Genomic DNA, 17,991 nt, shown 5'->3' with positions numbered 1-17,991 from the left:
GGTTACTCGTAATATTTATTGATTGCTTTACACAATCCGTTAGTAAAAATAATGCTTAATAAAATGGTGAAAATAATAGCAAAGCCCGGTAATAAAACTGTCCAAGGGGCAAGATAAATCAGCTCTAACGAATCTTTAATCATTGCGCCCCATTCTGGCATTGGACGTTGTGCACCAAGAGAAATAAAGCTGAGTGCCGTAATATCTAAAATAGCGACCACAAATGCACGAGAAATTTCTTGCGTATAGACGACACTAATATTCGGCAAGATTGTCGTTTTTAATAATTCCCAGTTTGAAATACCATCTAATTTCAGTAAGAGTACGTAGTCTTTCTTTAGTTCTTGCTGAATAGCTTGATAAATCGCATGTACAAAATAAGGCAAAATAGCCAACAGAGTGGCAAACATGGCATTTATTAAGCTTGGTTCCATTAACGTGGAAATAATAATAGCAATCAGCAAAATGGGGATAGATAAAAACGCATCAAAAATATGACCTAAGAAACGGGATTTAATCCCTTCTGACATACCGGCAAGAATACCTAATGCGCCGCCAATAATTGCCACAGCAATGACCACTAAAAGAGAGGAACCGAGAGTATATTGTGTCCCCATAATTAATCGACTGAGTACATCACGACCAAGATCATCCGTACCAAAGAAAAAAGCAATACGACCTTTTTCTACCCAAGATGGCGGCATGAGTTCTTCTCCGACAAACTCCATGCTTTCGCTATAAGGCATAATGAGTTTAGGAAAAAGTGCGGTCAAAATCAGAAGACAAAATAAATAGAAACAGAATAATGCCACGCGATTCTGACGGAAAAGCAACCAAATCTGAAAGAAGGAGGTGCTTTCGCGAAATTCATCAGGTTCTCTATCTTGCATACCAGCCCTTCTTATTCAATGGATCTAACACAAACATGAGCAACTTGGCGAAGGTATCAATAATAATGATACAAATACCAATTACAACTACACCGGCAGAAATACTGTTGTAATCTTGTTGGGTTACGGCATCAATCAACCAACGTCCAATTCCTGGCCAGCCTAATACCGTCTCAACCAACATACATTGCGTTAATACTAAGGTAAATACACGCGTAAGTTGTGGAATTAATAACGGAAAAGTATTGCGGAAAACATAACGTCTTAAAATCGCCCATTTTGACCAGCCACGTGTTGCGGCTGCTTTAGCATATTCTTGTTGAAGTAAATAATCTGCTCGTTGCTGAATGATGCGGATAAATTCCATGGTCGGCAGAATACAAAGCACTAATGTAGGCAAGGCTAGATGTTGTAAAACATTTTGTACGATTTTAGTTCGGTAAGGCACATCCACAAACCACACATCAATAATAGGGAAACCCGTGATAGGTTTGATTTCATAGAGTAAATTATATTGCCCAATGGCTGCGATCTCCCAGCTTTGAATCGCTGCTACATAAAGCAAAATTGGTGCAAACCAGAAAATCGGAATAGACAAACCAACATTGGATATACCCTGCAATGTACGTGAAAAAACACGTTGATTATAGACCGCACTTAATACACCGAGAGGAATACCTAAGATACAAGCTAATAAGAGCGCAGTAAAACAGAGTTCTAATGTGGGTGGTAATACCGTAAAAATTAAATCTTTTAAGGATTCTCCGCCGTTATAGGTAATCCCTAAATCGCCCTGTAACAATGATATAAGGTAATGATAATAAGCACTATAAATGTTATTTGTGACAAGATCGGCGTTGAGCGGATCTCGCATTAAAATCACAAAACTTAATACGGATAAAATCAATAATAAAATGCTTACCCAAATCACATGACGGATCGCTGAAACGAGCATTATTTATTCTCCTTATTTTTCATGAAATACAAGGTAGAAAAATTGATGCTACCAAATGGGGTCATCTCAATTCCTTTAACATTGCCGCGTGCGACCAAAAGTCGTTTGACGTTTGCAATTGGCACAATCGGCAACTCATTTAAAATAAGATCTTGCGCATGGTTATATGCTTTAGAGCGCTCATATAAATGATTGGTCGCTAGCGCACGATTCATCATCTTATCAAATTCAGGATTACACCAATTTGATAAATTCGTGATTTCATTTTGCGTATCACAACTTAAAATCGGACGCATAAAACCGTCAGGATCAAGGTTTCCAGCAAGCCAACCCGTTAAGATTAAATCGTAATCTTCAGTGCCTTTGCGTAATTGTTCGATTAAATATGTACGTGTGACTGACCGTACTTTAACATCCACGCCCGCTTTGGCTAAATCCCATTTAATGAGCTCCGCCATTTTAATTGGGGCTGGGTTATACACTTGCTCTTCATTCATCACCCACATATTTAACGTGAGTTTTTTATCGCGTAATGTTTTTTCTGCTTCTGCAGGCTGATAATCATAAGGAAAATCAGGCGTATTAATTGCAGAAGCCCAAGAAATTTCAGGAATAATGTTATTCGCCACCGTTGCTGTGTTGTGGTAAATATTTCGCACAATTCTAAAACGGTTTAAACTTTGCGAAATGGCTTGGCGAATGGTTTTATCCTGCATTAATGGCTTTTGGAAATTAAAAGCTAAATAGGCCAGGTTCATTCCATCTGTAGATTGCAGATAATAGCGATCATCTTTTTCGCTTAATAAACCGAGTTGGCTAACTTCAGGGTAAGAAGCAATTTGGCATTCATTATTAAAGAATTTTATTAAACGTCCCGTACGATCCGTAGAAAGATCCACGATGATATTTTTAATTTTAGCTTCTTTTTTCCAATAATCCTCATTACGAACCAAGCGAACATATTGGTTATAAATGTAATCTTTCACTTGATAAGGGCCCGTGCCAACAGGATGCGTATCCAATTGGGCGAGATTATCATCCGCACTTAATTGATACGCATATTCTTGCGAGAAAATAATAGAGTATTGACTGGCAAGATGGGAAAGAATAGAGGCATCGGGTTCAAACAGATCAATTTTAACCTGATAAGGATTCGTTGCTGTGATACTTTTAATTTTTTGATTCAGCTTAATACTTTCAAAATAAGGAAAGTGTACCTTTTTGGCTTGCTCATGGAAGATTCTATATTGTGGATTTTTATAGGTGACCACATCATCTGAAAGTGTTGGTAGGTAAGTATCATGCCCTAAAACACGATTAATCGAAAAGACCACATCTTCTGCATTAAAGTCACGTGTAGGGGTAAACCAAGGGGTACGATGGAATTTCACCCCTTTACGAAGATTAATGAGGATTTGTTTACCATCAGATGAAAGAGAATAGGATTGTGCTAACACCGGAACAAGCGCTGCACTATGATCTTTAATATCAAACAATTTGTTATAAATTTGTTCCGTCACCACATTCATACTGGTGCCAGCGTCAGCAGTTTGCGGGTTAAAGGAAAAACCCGATGCATTCGTGCAGTATGTTAAGCCGTTTTCTGTCAACATTTTGGGTATGCTTGGCGCGGCTTGTGCCAGATTAATTTGGCTCAACCCACACAATAAAAAACAAAAAGTGACATTTCGACGTAACATAGCTTTATTATTAAAGACCGTTTTGTGATAAATTGAGTGAATTGTAAAATATCTTGGCAAAAATGGCTAGTTATTGGATTTTTAGGATATGTTTAAATCAATTAATCGGGAAATTAATCAAATAATCAATCGTGGATTTGACCGCACTTTACGTTTGGCTGTGACAGGACTAAGTCGAAGCGGTAAAACAGCCTTCATTACAAGCTTAATTAATCAATTGTTACATATTAATCAAGAGGGAAATGCACATCTTCCTCTATTTGAGGCTGCCCGAAATCAATCTATTTTAGCGGTAAAACGTGTGCCTCAGCAGGATTTAAGTATTCCACGTTTTGATTATGAAGCGAATCTCAATGATTTAATGAATAATCCACCACAATGGTGCCAATCTACTCTAGGGGTAAGTGAAACACGTCTTGCTATTCGTTTTGAACGCCAATCGGGCTTACTTCGCCATTTTAAAGAACGTGGCACATTATATTTGGATATTTTTGATTATCCTGGTGAATGGCTATTGGATTTACCTCTGCTGAATCTAGACTTTCAACAATGGTCACTCGAACAAGCCAAAATTACATCGGGTGTTCGCCAACAGTTTGCGCAAGATTGGTTGGATAAACTGAAAAAACTCGACCTAAGTGCGGTCGTCAATGAAGATGTTTTAGCGCAGATTGCAAAATCTTATACTGATTATTTACTTGCCTGCAAAGCAGAAGGAATGCAATTTATTCAACCAGGTAGATTTGTCTTGCCTGGAGAATTAGAAGGTGCACCTGTATTACAATTTTTCCCGTTATTGCATTTGTCCGAGGAGCAATGGCAAAAACTAAAAAGAGAGGCGAAATCCAATAGCTATTTTGCCGTGCTAAATAAGCGATATGATTATTATCGTAATAAGGTGGTGAAAGGCTTTTATGAAAATTATTTTTCTACTTTTGATCGCCAAGTGATTCTAGCGGATTGCTTAACGCCACTGAATCATAGCCAACAAGCTTTTATTGATATGCAAACAGGGCTTAATCAGCTTTTCAAAAATTTCCATTATGGCAAACGCAATTTACTTAATCGCTTGTTTTCCCCGAATATTGATAAGCTCATGTTTGTGGCAACAAAAGCCGATCATATCACGACAGATCAAATTCAAAACTTAATTAGCCTGATGCGCCAATTGGTGCAAGAAGGCGGTCGTCATGTAGAATTTGAAGGAATTGATACAGAATACACAGCAATTGCTGCGATTCGAGCGACAAAGCAAGTTTTAGTTAATCAAAACGGTAAACAAATCAGAGCCATTCAAGGTGTACGTTCTTTAGATAAGCAGCTGATTACACTTTATCCAGGATCTGTACCAAGTAAACTACCTAGTGCAGAGTTCTGGTCAAAACAATCTTTTGATTTTGATTCCTTTGAACCTCAAGTTTTACAGCAAGGTGAAAGCATCCCGCATTTAAGAATGGATGCGGTATTGCAGTTTTTATTGGCGGATAGGTTTGATTGATAGAAAAATCAAATCAATTTAATTGTCAAATACTTAATATAAACCACTATTTTTTTACTGGTATTTAGGTAGAATCAATTCGAGTCTTTCTAAAGTAAAGGAGCTTATGATGAAAATGAAAACTCTCTTAGCATTAGCAATCAGCGGAATTTGTGCTGCTGGCGTGGCAAATGCACATGACCATATGGCAAAACCAGCAGGTCCTTCAATCGAAGTAAAAGTACAACAATTAGATCCTGCAAATGGTAACAAAGATGTAGGGACTGTAACTATTACTGAATCAAATTATGGTTTAGTTTTTACACCAAATCTACAAGGTTTAGCTGAAGGTTTACATGGTTTCCACATTCATGAAAATCCAAGCTGTGATCCAAAAGAAAAAGACGGCAAATTAACAGCGGGTTTAGCGGCTGGCGGTCACTGGGATCCTAAAGGTGCGAAACAACACGGTTATCCATGGCAAGATGATGCTCACTTAGGTGACTTACCAGCTTTAACTGTATTACATGATGGTACAGCAACTAACCCTGTTTTAGCACCACGTCTTAAAAAATTAGATGAAGTTCGTGGTCATTCTATTATGATCCATGCGGGTGGTGACAACCACTCAGATCATCCAGCTCCACTTGGCGGTGGCGGCCCACGTATGGCATGTGGCGTGATTAAATAAGTCGATTCTTAAAGACAAAAAAGTGCGGTCAATTTTGACTGCACTTTTATTTTTTACCGTTTTATTTAACCACTTCCGCAGTATATTCCAATTTGTGAATTGCATTAATCAATTGCTCATCTGCAACTTTCGAATCTTCAACAACAGTCACAGTTCTATCTTTAATGGAGGCTTTAGTGGAAATCACGCCATCAATATTGCGTAACTCTTTATTCACTAAATAAGCACAAAGCTGACAGTTCATTTCTTTTACTTTTAGCACAACTTGCTTTGTTTCTTCCGCCTGTGCGACAGAGAAGGTGAATAATGAAAGCAAAAGTGCGGTCGTTAATTTCTTCATTTTTTGTTCCTAATTAGAAAGCTCTAAAATCCATGGTAAAATTATTGGGTAAGTTAAGAAAAAGATCATGACGATAAATACAATCCAATACAAAACAATGAGCTTTTTACGGGAAATGTATTTGCTGCAAATGATTTTTTTGGAAAACATTAGCAACCAAAAACCGTAGGCAAAGGCACATAATGAAATGATAAGCATCGGAATGCGTAAATAATCATACTCACCTAAGCCTATCAACCAGGTGGATGACACGCCAAATACCAAATAGATTAAAGGCGCAATACAGCACAAGGTTGATGCCACCGCAGCACTTAGCGCGGTGGCAATCGCAACCCAAAAAGATTTATTAGAGCTTTTTAGAGACGTAGTCATATTTAAATTCTTTTGGATTAAATGAATTTAACGGGTCACCAGCGATTTCGGCATACGGATAGCCAAAGTTATTGAGTGGGGCAAGTTCTGGTTGCGGATATAAATCGAAGTCACGCGCATGGTTAAAGCCTACCCAGTTTGCTTCCCAGTTACCGAATAAATATTTAGCAACGGCTTGTGTATCCTTATCGTCAACAGATTTTTTCTCTGCTAAACGCATTTTTGCCACGTCTGCAGAATCAACAGGCACCCAGCCGAATCCAGCAAGGTAGAATTCCGCACGACAATGCTGACCACCGCTTACGTTCGCTACGCCATGTTCATCCGCACTACCGAAAGCACCTTTGGAATATTTGCCCATTTTATCCGCTGCACCTAAACGAATACCAAAAATTTCACGAGCAGGAATACCGCTGGCTCGAGCAAGTGCAACGAAAACAGAGTTAATATCGGTACATTTGCCTTTTAACACACCAGTGGTCAGAATTTTTTCTACATCACCATCGCCACAGCCTAAAACAGAATTATCACGTTCCATATTGTTGACGATCCATTGGTGAATCAACTCAGCTTTTTTCAATGGATTTGTTTCAGTGCCTACAATCTTATCGGCGAACTGTTTCACGATACCATCAGTTTTAATATGTTGAGTGGGTTTCAAATATTCTTGTACATCAACAGAGTAGTGAACATCTTTTGGTGGCTTGTAATTCGTTAATGCACCTTTAACCATAGGTTCACGATCTTTGGTTTCAATCACCATTGTGATTTTTAAATCGCGTTTTTGTGCATCTTTATCCCAAGTTGCAAAGAGCGTTTTCGCACCATATTTGTTGTTTTCTGTCACATAGGCATCCAAATAGTTACCTTCAAAATGGATAGATTTTACCTGTTGATACTCACCATTAAATGGTAAAGGCACCCACAGATTCGCTTGTCCTTGCGAACCTTTTGGCGCAACTAAGTCATAAGTTTGAGTGAATTCATACAGATGAGAATCGGTATTGTAGTTTGGAATGTCGGTATTGGCGTAAGCCATGGAACATGCGGAGAGTACCGCAGTGGCGATAAGTTTCTTCATGAAAAGATCCTTCTTAGTTAACAGTTAAAACTTAACACATTAGATAAACTAATTGTGGACATGACTATAGTAGCTCATTTTATTTTCTAGTCAATATTGCTTTTTTATTTCAGCCATTTAAGATTTGCTAAAGAAATTCGAAGTAAAATACCGTTTCTATTTTTATTGGAAAGAATAATGACAAAACAAATTTTCACACAATCTCAACAACCAGAAGAGGAAGAAATTCTGCCTAAGCAGGAATTTTATAATGTTGAAACAACCATCGATAATGAACCTTTAGAAGGGGAGTTATTGGACGAGCAATTTGAACAAATAGTGAAGCCAAAAGCGAGTGGTTGGAAAACGGTTTTAAAATTGACCGCACTTTTATTTTTAGGGGCGACGGTTGCACAATCTGTTCAATGGATTTGGGACAGTTATCAGAACCAACAATGGATTTACCTTGCTTTTGCGTTAGTGAGTTTTGTGGTAGTGCTGTTTGGTTTATCTGAAATTATCGCAGAATGGCGACGTTTAGTGAAACTCAAAAAGCGTTTGAATTTACAAGAACAAAGTCAGCGATTAATAGGTGAAAGTGCGGTTAAAAATCATCAAGTTTTTTCTGAACAGGATAGCGAGAAAGGAAAAGCCTTGTGTTTATCGATTGCTGATACCTTAAAATTGGATTCGCAACATCCCTCAATTGTCCAATGGGAAAAACAGCTGAATGAAAGTTATTCTGCTCGCGAAGTCACCCATTTATTCAGTAAGACGGTGTTACAGTCTTTTGATCAAAAAGCGAAAAAACTGATTACAAAAATGTCGGCAGAATCTGCTGTGATTGTGGCAATTAGTCCTTTGGCCGTTATTGATATGTTTTTTATTGCGTGGCGAAATATTCGTTTAATCAATAAAATTGCAGCGATTTATGGGATTGAGCTTGGGTATTTTACCCGTCTTCGTTTGCTCAGAATGGTGTTAGTGAATCTTGCTTTTGCCGGTGCGACTGAAATCGTGCAAGATTTAGGGATGGATTGGCTTTCGCAAGATATTACCGCAAAACTTTCTGCACGAGCTGCACAGGGGATCGGCGTGGGAGTATTGACAGCTCGATTAGGCATTAAGGCTATGGAGTTTTGTCGTCCACTGGCATTTGATAAAGCAGAAAAGCCAAAACTTTCTCATGTTCAAAAAGAATTGCTCACGGTAATGAAAGATACGGTGCTAGGCAAGAATAAACTGAAAGAAAAAGAAGAAGTGTAATAAAAAAGTGCGGTTAAAATTGACCGCACTTTTTTGTATAAAAGAGATGATTAAAGTCCCGCTTTCAAGCTGGCCTCAATAAAGCGATCAAGATCGCCATCTAGTACGGCTTGCGTATTACGATTTTCAACGCCTGTACGGAGATCCTTAATACGTGCATCATCTAGCACATAAGAACGAATTTGGCTGCCCCAACCGATATCCGATTTATTATCTTCCATCGCTTGTTTGTCCGCATTTTTCTTTTGTAACTCAAGCTCATACAATTTCGCTTTTAACTGCTTCATAGCTTGATCTTTATTCTTGTGTTGAGAACGATCGTTTTGACATTGCACAACAATCCCACTTGGCATGTGAGTAATTCGCACCGCACTTTCAGTTTTATTGACGTGCTGACCACCCGCACCAGATGCACGATAAACGTCAATACGTAAATCAGCCGGATTGATTTCAATATCAATATCGTCATCAATTTCTGGATAAACGAAAGCCGCTGCAAATGATGTATGGCGGCGATTGTTGGAGTCAAATGGGCTTTTACGTACTAAACGATGAATCCCTGTTTCTGTGCGTAACCAACCGAAAGCATATTCACCACTAACACGAATCGTCGCTGATTTTAAACCCGCCACATCACCATCGGATACTTCCATTAATTCTGTTTTAAAGCCTTTGCTTTCAGCCCAGCGAAGGTACATGCGAAGTAACATTTCTGTCCAGTCCTGCGCTTCTGTACCACCGGAACCTGCTTGTAAATCGACATAACAATCGCACGCATCATGTTCACCGCTAAACATACGGCGGAATTCTAATTTTGCAAGTTGTTGTTCAAGTTCGTCTAATTCAGCAACGGCTTCATTGAAGGTCTCTTCATCTTCAGCTTCAACGGCTAATTCAAGCAGCCCTTCAACATCCTCTAAACCTTGTTCTAAATTCTTGATGGTATCAACCACTTGTTCAAGTGAAACGCGTTCTTTCCCAAGCGCTTGAGCTTTTTCAGGATCGTTCCACACATCGGGTTGTTCTAATTCGGCATTAACTTCTTCTAAACGCTCAACTTTTGCATCGAAGTCAAAGATACCCCCGAAGCACAGATGTGCGCTCGGAAAGGTCGGCGATTTTGTTTTTGATTGGATTAATTTCAAACATAATAAATAAACCTCTATAAGCGGCAGAAGTATAAGTCATTTTCAGTTTTTTGGGTAGTTTGGCTTGCACAAATCATCGATCCATTTATAATTCTAATCTTTGTTGTTTAGATATTTAGGAATAAAAATGAAAAAATTACTGACCGCACTTTTAATCACTGCTTCTGCCACTGCGATGGCGACTGATGCTGAGATTAAATCGAAATTACAAGCATTAGGTGCGAAAAATATTGAAGTGAAAGATTCACCGGTAAAAGGCCTTAAAACAGCGGTGACTGATCAAGGCATTTTATATGTAAGTGAAAATGGTCAATATGTTTTGCAAGGCAAAATGTATGAATTAACAAATAAAGGCCCAGTTGATGTGGCAGGTAAACTTTTAGCGGATAAAGTGAATGCGTTAAAAAACGAAATGATCATTTATCCGGCAAAAAATGAAAAATATGTTGTGACCGTATTCATGGATATTACTTGTCATTATTGCCATATCCTTCATCAACAAGTGAAAGAATATAATGATTTAGGTATTACCGTTCGTTATCTTGCATTCCCACGTGCTGGAATGAATGAAACAGCTCGCCAAATGGAAGCCATTTGGACAGCGAAAGATCCTGTATTTGCATTGAACGAAGCAGAAAAAGGTAACTTACCAAAAGAATTGAAAACACCTAACATTGTGAAAAAACAGTATGATTTAGGTGTACAACTTGGTGTGAAAGGTACGCCAAGTATTGTGACTTCAACAGGTGAAATGCTTGGGGGATATTTAAAACCTCAAGATTTATTAGCTGTGTTACAAGAATCAGCACAATAATTGTTAGTAGTGAGGGCGTATGATATACGCCCTTAAAATATTCATATCATCAAAGCACATATCGAATGTTCCTTTAGTGGTCATTTTTAATAACAAAATACTGTGAAAAAACTCATCAAACGTCGTGAAATTCCTGCCGGAAATCCTGTTTCAGATAATGCATTACTCGATCGTCTCTATCGTTCTCGTCATATCAAAAATAGCCAAGAATTAGACCGCACTTTGCAATCAATGCTGAACCCTAATAAATTATACGGTATTCAACAAGCCGTGGATTTATTGTTTGAAGCTTATCAACAGCAACAAAAGATTGTTATCGTCGGTGATTTTGATGCCGATGGAGCAACCAGTACGGCACTTTCAGTATTAGCTTTGCGTATGCTTGGCTTTACTGATGTGGAATATCTTGTGCCAAATCGTTTTGAGCAAGGGTATGGATTGAGTGTGCCAGTTGCTGAAATGGCAATGGAAAAAGGCGTGCAGTTATTGATGACGGTAGATAACGGAGTATCCTCCTTTGAGGGCGTGGCGTATTTAAAAGAGCAAGGGGTGAAGGTGTTGATTACCGATCATCACTTACCGCCAGAAATACTGCCAAATGCTGATGCCATTGTTAATCCAAATTTGCAACAATGTGATTTCCCTTCAAAATGTTTAGCCGGCGTAGGCGTGGCGTTTTATTTAATGCTCGCTTTGCGTGCTAAATTTCGCGAATTGGGTATTTTTACGGCAGAAACACAACCTAATTTTACTGAGTTACTGGATTTAGTCGCGCTCGGCACAATTGCAGACGTTGTTCCTCTTGATCAAAATAACCGTATTTTAGCTTATCAAGGGTTGATGCGAATTCGTGCGAAGCGTTGTCGTCCAGGAATCATAGCTCTCGCCGAAGTGGCTAATCGGGAAGTTGAAAAACTTTGTTCGGCTGATTTAGGCTTTGCGATTGCACCCCGTTTAAACGCTGCTGGTCGATTAGATAATATGTCTGTTGGTGTGGAGTTATTACTTGCAGAAAGTATGCAAGAGGCTAGAGCGCAAGCCTTAGATTTGGATAGTTTAAATCAAGCTCGAAAAGAAATTGAGCAAGGCATGAAGTTGGAAGCCTTAGAAATTTGCCGAAATCTCACCGCTCTTTCTGATGAATTACCGATGGGGATCGCCTTATTCCAGCCAGATTGGCATCAAGGCGTATTAGGTATTGTGGCTTCTCGTATTAAAGATCAATACCATCGACCCGTTATTGCTTTTGCACAAGATCAAGAAGGTATTTTAAAAGGTTCTGCACGTTCAATTGAAGGCTTGCATATGCGCGATGTATTAGAGCGCATTCATTCCCAACATCCAGATATGATTTTAAAATTTGGCGGTCATGCCATGGCGGCAGGACTAAGCATTAAAGAAAGCTTTTTCCCTGAGTTTCAAAAGATTTTTAATCAAACGGTGCAAGATTGGTTAAATGAAGATCAATTACAAGGTGTGATTTGGACGGATGGCGAACTTCAAGCAAATGAATTTAGTATTGAAACAGCAGAAGTGATAAAATCTGGCGGACCTTGGGGACAAGCTTTTCCTGAGCCTGTTTTTGATGGTGAATTTAAAATTTTTGAGCAACGCGCGATCGGGCAAAATCAAAACCATTTAAAAATGCTCGTAGAGCCTAAAAATGGTGGTCCATTATTAGATGCCATTGCGTTTAATATCGATACTCGGTATTATCCCGATTTATCGATTAAGCAGGCTAAATTTGCTTATAAGTTAGAGATTAATGAGTTTCGTGGAAATCGAAACGTCCAATTATTAGTCGATTATATTGAACCAATTGGTTAATTTATGAAAAAAGTTTGGCAGAATAAATTATTAAAAGGATCCTTTGCAATGATATTGCTGAGTGTGACGAATGTCGCATTCGGTGAAGTCAATGCAAAGGATTTTTCTGCCAAAAATCCACCGCACTTACCACCAGCGAATGTGGCTCAGTTTGAAGATGGTCGAGATTATTTTTCATATCAAGAACCGATTGAACAAGCCAAAAGAAGCGATCGTAAAATTCCTATCCAATTTTTCTTTGATTACGACTGCCGAGTTTGTTCTTCCGCTCAAGATATTTTGCAACTTTATAGCCAAATTCGTCCAAATAAAGTGGCATTAGATGAATACCCGGTTGCTACGAATGAAGCAAAATTTTCAGCGACAATATTTTATACCTTACAGCGTTTAAAAGTAGGTGAGTTATCAGATACGCTGTTATTTGAAACCTCTGAAAAGGCACGTTATACCGAATTATCGTCATTAGATAAGATGCGTGAATGGATAGTCTCGCAAGGAATCAATAAAGCTGAATTTAATAAAGTCGTGCATTCTGCTGAAGTAAAAGAAGATGTGAATAATGCCATTAATTTAACAGAAGAATATGGTGTATTTACGTTCCCTTATGTGGTGGTGGGCGGAAAATATGTTCTCACCGCAAGTACATTATATAACGATGATTATGGCGTCGCGGTATTAGATTTCTTAGTGAATAAACTTGAGCAAGAAAGGAAAAAATAATGAAAATCGGGATTGTTGGTGCGATGGCACAAGAAGTGGAAATTTTATCCCAATTAATGACAGATAAAAAAGAAACGAAAATCGCAAGTGCGGTCATTTTTGAAGGCAAAATTAATGGTAAAGAAGTCGCATTATTGCAATCAGGGATTGGCAAAGTTGCGGCAGCTATTGGCACTACCGCTTTATTGCAATTGGCTAAACCTGATGTGGTTTTAAATACGGGCTCAGCAGGCGGTGTCGCAAAAGGTTTAAAAGTTGGGGATATCGTTATTTCCGATGAAACCCGCTATCACGATGCTGATGTGACGGCATTTGGCTATGAAAAAGGTCAATTACCCGCGAATCCAGCGGCTTTTCTTTCAGATAAACAATTAGCGGATTTAGCAGATGAAATTGCCCAATCACAAGGGCAAAATGTGAAACGTGGTTTAATTTGCTCGGGAGATAGCTTTATTAATAGTGAAGAAAAAATTGCTCAAATTAAAGTGGATTTCCCTAATGTAACAGCAGTAGAAATGGAAGCAACAGCGATTGCACAAGTTTGTCATGCCTTTAACGCACCTTTTGTGGTCGTTCGAGCTATTTCAGATGCAGGTGATGGCGAAGCGAGTATGTCATTTGAAGAGTTTTTACCCTTGGCTGCAAAGCAGTCTTCGGCGTTAGTGTTGGCAATGATAGATAGACTATAGTGCTTTATAATCTGTAAATAAGATGATTAATTTTTGAATAAAACAACAAACATTGTTTAAAAAGGCATAGTTAACTAACTATGCCTTTTATATAAACCCATTAGAATTTATAGTTTAAACTGAGAATATAAGTTCTTCCTCGTGCAAAATTGTAAAGTACAGATTTATCTTTTATTCCGTTTTCGCAAGTATCATTTTTGCTACAAATGGAATCATTTAAGCTTGAATAATATCGTTGAGATGCCGCATCGTTGCCAGAATCTAAAGGATCAACATAACGTTTATCTAGTAGGTTTTGTACTTCTGCTTTGATAATCAAATCTTTGATAGGTTCGTAACTTATATGCAAATCTAAAATAATCGGTTGTTTATTAATTTCCTCTGTTTTCTTAATTGCATAATAAGTTCTTTCATGACTAGTATTTAATTCAAATTCAGAACCGTTAATATAGTCTTCTTGAATGGTTGCCCGTTTGCTTTTCCCATAGTAACGAGCAGCAATACCAACAGTTAATTTTTGATCAAACCAGCGAGAGCCAAGTTCTAATCTTCCATAATCTTTAGGTAACATTGAGATACGAGATAGACCATAACCTTGTTTTAGAATGTCATCTTTTGATGCGTTGTTAGGACGTGGGCTTGCATCTGCATAATTGGTTGGTTGATTTGTTCGTTGATATGAATAAGACAGATTTGCAAAGAAACGTCCCATGTCATAGTTAATTTCTAACTCAACACCGCTTTTTTTCACAATAGGCTTATAATTTTGATGAGCAATGGTAAATCTAAATCCATTATTAGCTGCCCAGTCAGGAACAACACCATCTCTCCACCATACACCATATACATTATGAATATAATTTTTGATGAAACTGCGATATCCCACTAGTTTTAAACCTAGAACATCTTCTTCTGTAAAAACAGCTTTTTTATAGGTATTAAACCCAAGTTGATAGGTTTCAGCTCGCTCAGGTTTTAATGCTGTATTTACGCCAACATCAGAGACTTGAGAGAAGAACATTTCTTGAATATTTGGCATTCTATGTGTGCGCGAATAGGTGAAAAACGGCATAAAATAATCATTGATATCTGCACTAAGTGTTGCTGAGTGATTTATCGCTGTTTTATGTCCTGATTTATGCAAAATCGGTTCATTAATTTGTGTCGGTGTATTTTCGTAACCTACATACTCACCGTTAAATGCATAATGCGTAAAATTGACACTATAATCTAAATGGTAAATTCCTTTAGAAAGTGCGGTATCAAAATAAACAGTTTTAAATTTTTGTTTACCAGAAGGTTGTAAGATCACTGAACGTTGTGGTAATCCGCTTTTGCTCCCTTGGAAGCGGCCTAAATAACTATAGTTTCCTTGAGAGTGTGATTCATTGTTATAAAACAAACTTAATTCTTCTGGAAAACGGTTTTTACTATACTCATTAATAAAGTAGTTAAAGCCCAATGTGGTTTTTAAATCGATTTCTTTTGGCAATAAAAAAGTATAGCTATTGTTAATATCAATAATATTTGCCACATTCTTTGTAATTAATTTATCTTCTACTTGCCAACCAGAAAAGAATGCACCTTTAGGATAAATGGTTTTACCCAAGTTGTGTGCTACCATCAAATTGAGATCAAGATAGCGATTATTATTAAAATTATAATTTAATTGATAATTACGATTTTCAATTTTTCGAGAACCAATTTTATTATCGAGAGTACGAATTTGTGCACCTAAATTATGGCGATCATCACCATATTCAAATTTTAATAAATGGCTACGAGAACGAGATTGCAAACTGCCAGGCTCAATAGGGGCAACACTGTATTGATCCTTATTACGTTCAAATGAGTTATTTGTTGAATCCACATCATTTTGTAATTCGGGGATATCTTTGGGAGGCACACCATTTTCTAATTCTCTCAGAATTTTTTTTCTAGTTTCATTTTTATAAGTATTAAGTTGATAGCTAGATGTATTGTAACGAGGTTCGTTAGGCGTATCTTCTTCACTAATATAATCATAATTTTCTTCTTTTCTTTCTACTCGAGTAATACATCCTGGTGTTCTTGTTTCAGTCACTCCAGTCAATTCATCTGTAGTTGTAATTGGATCTGTATTTCCGTTAAATGTTGGGGTTGGCGCATTGCAAGACCAATGATTTTTGTTTAAATCGGGTGTCCATTGTCCAGCTGAATTTAAAACATAACCTGCATTGTGAAAATAGGCTTCTTTTTCTTTGGCAAGAATATCCTGTCCTAGCGAAGACAATCGTTCTCTTCCACCGATACGATAATCTTGAGAAACCTCTCGTTGACTATAGCCATACACCACACCGACATAACCGCCATTATCAAGCCATTTTCTGCCTGCAGCCGTAGTCATGAAATTTGATTTAGTTTCATTATTACCGGTCATACCTTTTACAATAAGCCCAAATGGTTTGTCATCGGTGATAATATCATTAATGCCTAGTGTTCTAAAATTGGCACTACCAGATAAAGTATTTATACCTGTGGAACCTGAAAAATTACTTTTATTGATATCCACACCGGCAATAAAATTAGGATCTATCGCAGCACCAAATTGAGAGTTACCGCCTGATTGACCTGAATCCATTGAGGTAGAATAAAAAGTTTGCGTTACGCCATCAACCATAGTATTGACTCGACCTAACCCATTTTCACCGCGAATATTAACAGAAACTACACCTGACCCTTTATCTTGTTGAGTAAAAGCACCAGGGATACTTCGAATAACTTGATCGATAGTTTGAGTATTCTTAAATATATGCTCCCTTGTACTTTTAGCTTTTGCTTCTGTGAATGGTTTCTTATCATTAGCCACATTTTTTTCGACCACATTTATTTGATCGAGTATTTCTTCTGTTTGAGCTTCAGCAATATTAATATTCATTGCATTTATTAGGCAAAATGTAACTAAGTTTAATTTTATTTCTTTCTTCATTTATTATCCCCTTGTTTTTTTGAGAAAGATTCTCATTATCCTCTTTTCGGTAAGAGAATTCAAGGGATGAGATCATGAAATTAATATAAGAATTAAAGAATAATTTTCATGTTATATATGATGAAATTTTTAATTCTTCTTTTTTGTTGAAAACATAATAACGATTATTGAAGTTTTTCTTTTTATCGGTAGAGTTTACCTTGACATTATAGGAGAGGATTAAGAGCTGATATTTTTTCTTTAAATTTTATATGAATTATCAATGTTTATTTAGAACTGTGATAGGTGATTATTTTTAACATTTGGCAAAAGAATCTTTAGTGAAATAAATTATTTATGTCTATAATATATCGGTTTTTGAAAAGTAAAAGGATAGAGATGATGGGGATAATTATCACCGTTGATGGTCCAAGTGGGGCAGGGAAAGGAACACTTTGTTACGCATTGGCAGAAAAGTTAGGTTTTACATTGTTAGATAGTGGTGCAATTTATCGCGTGACGGCATTGGCTGCGTTGAAACGTCATGCTGACTTAACCGATGAAGAAGGATTAGCGGAGTTAGCACGTCATTTAGATATTCAGTTTATCCCGAAAAATGGAGAAGTCAATGTGCTTCTTGGTGGGATGGATGTGAGCCATTTAATCCGTACACAAGAAGTGGCGGAAGCTGCGTCAAAAGTGGCAGTTTTTCCTAAAGTGCGGTCAGCTTTACTACAGCTTCAGCAGGATTTTGGCAAAAATGATGGACTGATTGCTGATGGACGAGATATGGGAACCGTGGTTTTCCCAAATGCACAAGTTAAACTGTTTTTAGATGCAAGTGCGGAAGAACGTGCAAAAAGACGTTATAAACAGTTGCAAAATAAGGGAATTAATGGTAACTTTGCGCAGATTTTAGCCGAGATACAAGAACGTGATTTTCGTGATAGAAATCGTGAGGTTGCGCCATTGAAGCCGGCTGATGATGCTTTATTGTTAGATAGTACAACATTGAGTATTGATGAGGTTATTGCTCAAGCGTTAGTTTATATTCAACAAAAAACGTCAATTTCGATTTAACTGTTTATTCAAGGA

General features: G+C 37.6%; 16 protein-coding genes. 8 read left to right on the top strand and 8 right to left on the bottom strand.

The window, feature by feature from the left end:
- Positions 1 to 2: 2 nt before the first annotated feature.
- Genes DPV95_RS00865 through DPV95_RS00855 form a run of 3 tightly spaced genes read right to left on the bottom strand, consistent with a single transcriptional unit; the run spans position 3 to position 3,545 of the window.
- A complete protein-coding gene (locus tag DPV95_RS00865; RefSeq protein WP_111386292.1) occupies positions 3 to 890 on the bottom strand; it encodes an ABC transporter permease subunit in 888 nt (295 codons plus the stop codon).
- Positions 880 to 1,845, bottom strand: coding sequence for an ABC transporter permease (locus DPV95_RS00860; protein WP_049367515.1), 966 nt, complete (start codon positions 1,843 to 1,845; stop codon positions 880 to 882). The genes DPV95_RS00865 and DPV95_RS00860 overlap by 11 nt, the downstream gene beginning before the upstream one ends.
- Positions 1,845 to 3,545, bottom strand: coding sequence for an ABC transporter substrate-binding protein (locus DPV95_RS00855; RefSeq protein ID WP_049367516.1), 1,701 nt, complete (start codon positions 3,543 to 3,545; stop codon positions 1,845 to 1,847). The genes DPV95_RS00860 and DPV95_RS00855 overlap by 1 nt, the downstream gene beginning before the upstream one ends.
- An 88-nt stretch (positions 3,546 to 3,633) precedes the next feature.
- Here DPV95_RS00855 and DPV95_RS00850 point away from each other — a divergent pair, with 88 nt between their 5' ends.
- The gene (locus DPV95_RS00850; protein ID WP_049367517.1) at positions 3,634 to 5,043 is read left to right on the top strand and encodes a YcjX family GTP-binding protein; all 1,410 of its coding nucleotides are present in this window, start codon (positions 3,634 to 3,636) and stop codon (positions 5,041 to 5,043) included.
- Between the two features lie 109 nt (positions 5,044 to 5,152).
- A complete protein-coding gene (gene sodC / locus DPV95_RS00845; RefSeq protein ID WP_005695896.1) occupies positions 5,153 to 5,713 on the top strand; it encodes a superoxide dismutase family protein in 561 nt (186 codons plus the stop codon).
- 61 nt (positions 5,714 to 5,774) lie between these two features.
- On the opposite strand, the gene DPV95_RS00840 is transcribed toward sodC, so the two are convergent.
- From DPV95_RS00840 to DPV95_RS00830, 3 genes are read right to left on the bottom strand one after another with little or no spacing between them, the layout of a single operon-like run.
- Positions 5,775 to 6,053 carry a heavy-metal-associated domain-containing protein gene (locus tag DPV95_RS00840; protein WP_049367519.1) on the bottom strand — a complete coding sequence of 93 codons (279 nt, stop codon included), beginning with the start codon at positions 6,051 to 6,053 and terminating at the stop codon, positions 5,775 to 5,777.
- A 9-nt stretch (positions 6,054 to 6,062) separates the two neighbouring features.
- Entirely contained in the window at positions 6,063 to 6,425 is a 363-nt protein-coding gene (locus DPV95_RS00835; RefSeq protein WP_049367520.1) for a mercuric transporter MerT family protein, read from the bottom strand.
- Positions 6,400 to 7,506, bottom strand: a complete 1,107-nt coding sequence (locus tag DPV95_RS00830; RefSeq protein ID WP_049367521.1) for a transglutaminase-like domain-containing protein — start codon at positions 7,504 to 7,506, stop codon at positions 6,400 to 6,402. Before DPV95_RS00830 ends, DPV95_RS00835 begins: the two co-directional genes overlap by 26 nt.
- 177 nt (positions 7,507 to 7,683) lie before the next feature.
- On the opposite strand from DPV95_RS00830, the gene DPV95_RS00825 reads away from it, so the two are divergent.
- A complete protein-coding gene (locus DPV95_RS00825; RefSeq protein WP_049369016.1) occupies positions 7,684 to 8,751 on the top strand; it encodes a TIGR01620 family protein in 1,068 nt (355 codons plus the stop codon).
- A gap of 50 nt (positions 8,752 to 8,801) precedes the next feature.
- On the opposite strand, the gene prfB is transcribed toward DPV95_RS00825, so the two are convergent.
- Positions 8,802 to 9,900, bottom strand: a protein-coding gene (gene prfB, locus DPV95_RS00820; RefSeq protein ID WP_111406587.1) for a peptide chain release factor 2 whose coding sequence is annotated in 2 segments (ribosomal slippage) — positions 8,802 to 9,824 and positions 9,826 to 9,900 — 1,098 coding nt in all. Because the reading frame shifts where the segments join, the coding sequence is not laid out codon by codon here.
- A 126-nt stretch (positions 9,901 to 10,026) separates the two neighbouring features.
- Between prfB and dsbC the strand changes: the two genes are divergently transcribed.
- The 4 genes from dsbC to mtnN all read left to right on the top strand — a co-directional run bounded on the left by dsbC (position 10,027) and on the right by mtnN (position 13,949).
- A complete protein-coding gene (gene dsbC, locus DPV95_RS00815; RefSeq protein WP_049369018.1) occupies positions 10,027 to 10,713 on the top strand; it encodes a bifunctional protein-disulfide isomerase/oxidoreductase DsbC in 687 nt (228 codons plus the stop codon).
- 102 nt (positions 10,714 to 10,815) lie between these two features.
- The gene (gene recJ / locus DPV95_RS00810) at positions 10,816 to 12,540 is read left to right on the top strand and encodes a single-stranded-DNA-specific exonuclease RecJ (protein WP_111406453.1); all 1,725 of its coding nucleotides are present in this window, start codon (positions 10,816 to 10,818) and stop codon (positions 12,538 to 12,540) included.
- A gap of 48 nt (positions 12,541 to 12,588) precedes the next feature.
- Entirely contained in the window at positions 12,589 to 13,260 is a 672-nt protein-coding gene (locus tag DPV95_RS00805; protein ID WP_243583138.1) for a thiol:disulfide interchange protein DsbA/DsbL, read from the top strand.
- A complete protein-coding gene (mtnN, locus tag DPV95_RS00800; protein ID WP_111406451.1) occupies positions 13,260 to 13,949 on the top strand; it encodes a 5'-methylthioadenosine/S-adenosylhomocysteine nucleosidase in 690 nt (229 codons plus the stop codon). Before DPV95_RS00805 ends, mtnN begins: the two co-directional genes overlap by 1 nt.
- A 100-nt stretch (positions 13,950 to 14,049) precedes the next feature.
- On the opposite strand, the gene DPV95_RS00795 is transcribed toward mtnN, so the two are convergent.
- The gene (locus DPV95_RS00795; protein WP_111406450.1) at positions 14,050 to 16,917 is read right to left on the bottom strand and encodes a TonB-dependent receptor domain-containing protein; all 2,868 of its coding nucleotides are present in this window, start codon (positions 16,915 to 16,917) and stop codon (positions 14,050 to 14,052) included.
- Positions 16,918 to 17,298: 381 nt separating this feature from the next.
- Here DPV95_RS00795 and cmk point away from each other — a divergent pair, with 381 nt between their 5' ends.
- Positions 17,299 to 17,976 carry a (d)CMP kinase gene (cmk, locus tag DPV95_RS00790; protein WP_102704096.1) on the top strand — a complete coding sequence of 226 codons (678 nt, stop codon included), beginning with the start codon at positions 17,299 to 17,301 and terminating at the stop codon, positions 17,974 to 17,976.
- The last annotated feature ends 15 nt before the right edge of the window (positions 17,977 to 17,991 follow it).

Source organism: Haemophilus parainfluenzae (assembly GCF_003252755.1).
Lineage (GTDB): Bacteria > Pseudomonadota > Gammaproteobacteria > Enterobacterales > Pasteurellaceae > Haemophilus_D > Haemophilus_D parainfluenzae_N.
Note: the sequence above shows the minus strand (reverse complement) of the source record. Positions and strands in the feature narration are given on the sequence as shown.

Excerpts from the sequence above, each read along its gene's own strand:
- DPV95_RS00830 (WP_049367521.1), bottom strand. The coding sequence starts at position 7,506 with ATGAAGAAACTTATCGCCACTGCGGTACTCTCCGCATGTTCCATGGCT.
- mtnN (WP_111406451.1), top strand. The coding sequence starts at position 13,260 with ATGAAAATCGGGATTGTTGGTGCGATGGCACAAGAAGTGGAAATTTTA.
- DPV95_RS00805 (WP_243583138.1), top strand. The coding sequence starts at position 12,589 with ATGATATTGCTGAGTGTGACGAATGTCGCATTCGGTGAAGTCAATGCA.
- dsbC (WP_049369018.1), top strand. The coding sequence starts at position 10,027 with ATGAAAAAATTACTGACCGCACTTTTAATCACTGCTTCTGCCACTGCG.
- sodC (WP_005695896.1), top strand. The coding sequence starts at position 5,153 with ATGAAAATGAAAACTCTCTTAGCATTAGCAATCAGCGGAATTTGTGCT.
- DPV95_RS00855 (WP_049367516.1), bottom strand. The coding sequence starts at position 3,545 with ATGTTACGTCGAAATGTCACTTTTTGTTTTTTATTGTGTGGGTTGAGC.
- DPV95_RS00865 (WP_111386292.1), bottom strand. The coding sequence starts at position 890 with ATGCAAGATAGAGAACCTGATGAATTTCGCGAAAGCACCTCCTTCTTT.
- DPV95_RS00840 (WP_049367519.1), bottom strand. The coding sequence starts at position 6,053 with ATGAAGAAATTAACGACCGCACTTTTGCTTTCATTATTCACCTTCTCT.
- DPV95_RS00795 (WP_111406450.1), bottom strand. The coding sequence starts at position 16,917 with ATGAAGAAAGAAATAAAATTAAACTTAGTTACATTTTGCCTAATAAAT.
- DPV95_RS00835 (WP_049367520.1), bottom strand. The coding sequence starts at position 6,425 with ATGACTACGTCTCTAAAAAGCTCTAATAAATCTTTTTGGGTTGCGATT.
- DPV95_RS00825 (WP_049369016.1), top strand. The coding sequence starts at position 7,684 with ATGACAAAACAAATTTTCACACAATCTCAACAACCAGAAGAGGAAGAA.
- cmk (WP_102704096.1), top strand. The coding sequence starts at position 17,299 with ATGGGGATAATTATCACCGTTGATGGTCCAAGTGGGGCAGGGAAAGGA.
- DPV95_RS00860 (WP_049367515.1), bottom strand. The coding sequence starts at position 1,845 with ATGCTCGTTTCAGCGATCCGTCATGTGATTTGGGTAAGCATTTTATTA.
- DPV95_RS00850 (WP_049367517.1), top strand. The coding sequence starts at position 3,634 with ATGTTTAAATCAATTAATCGGGAAATTAATCAAATAATCAATCGTGGA.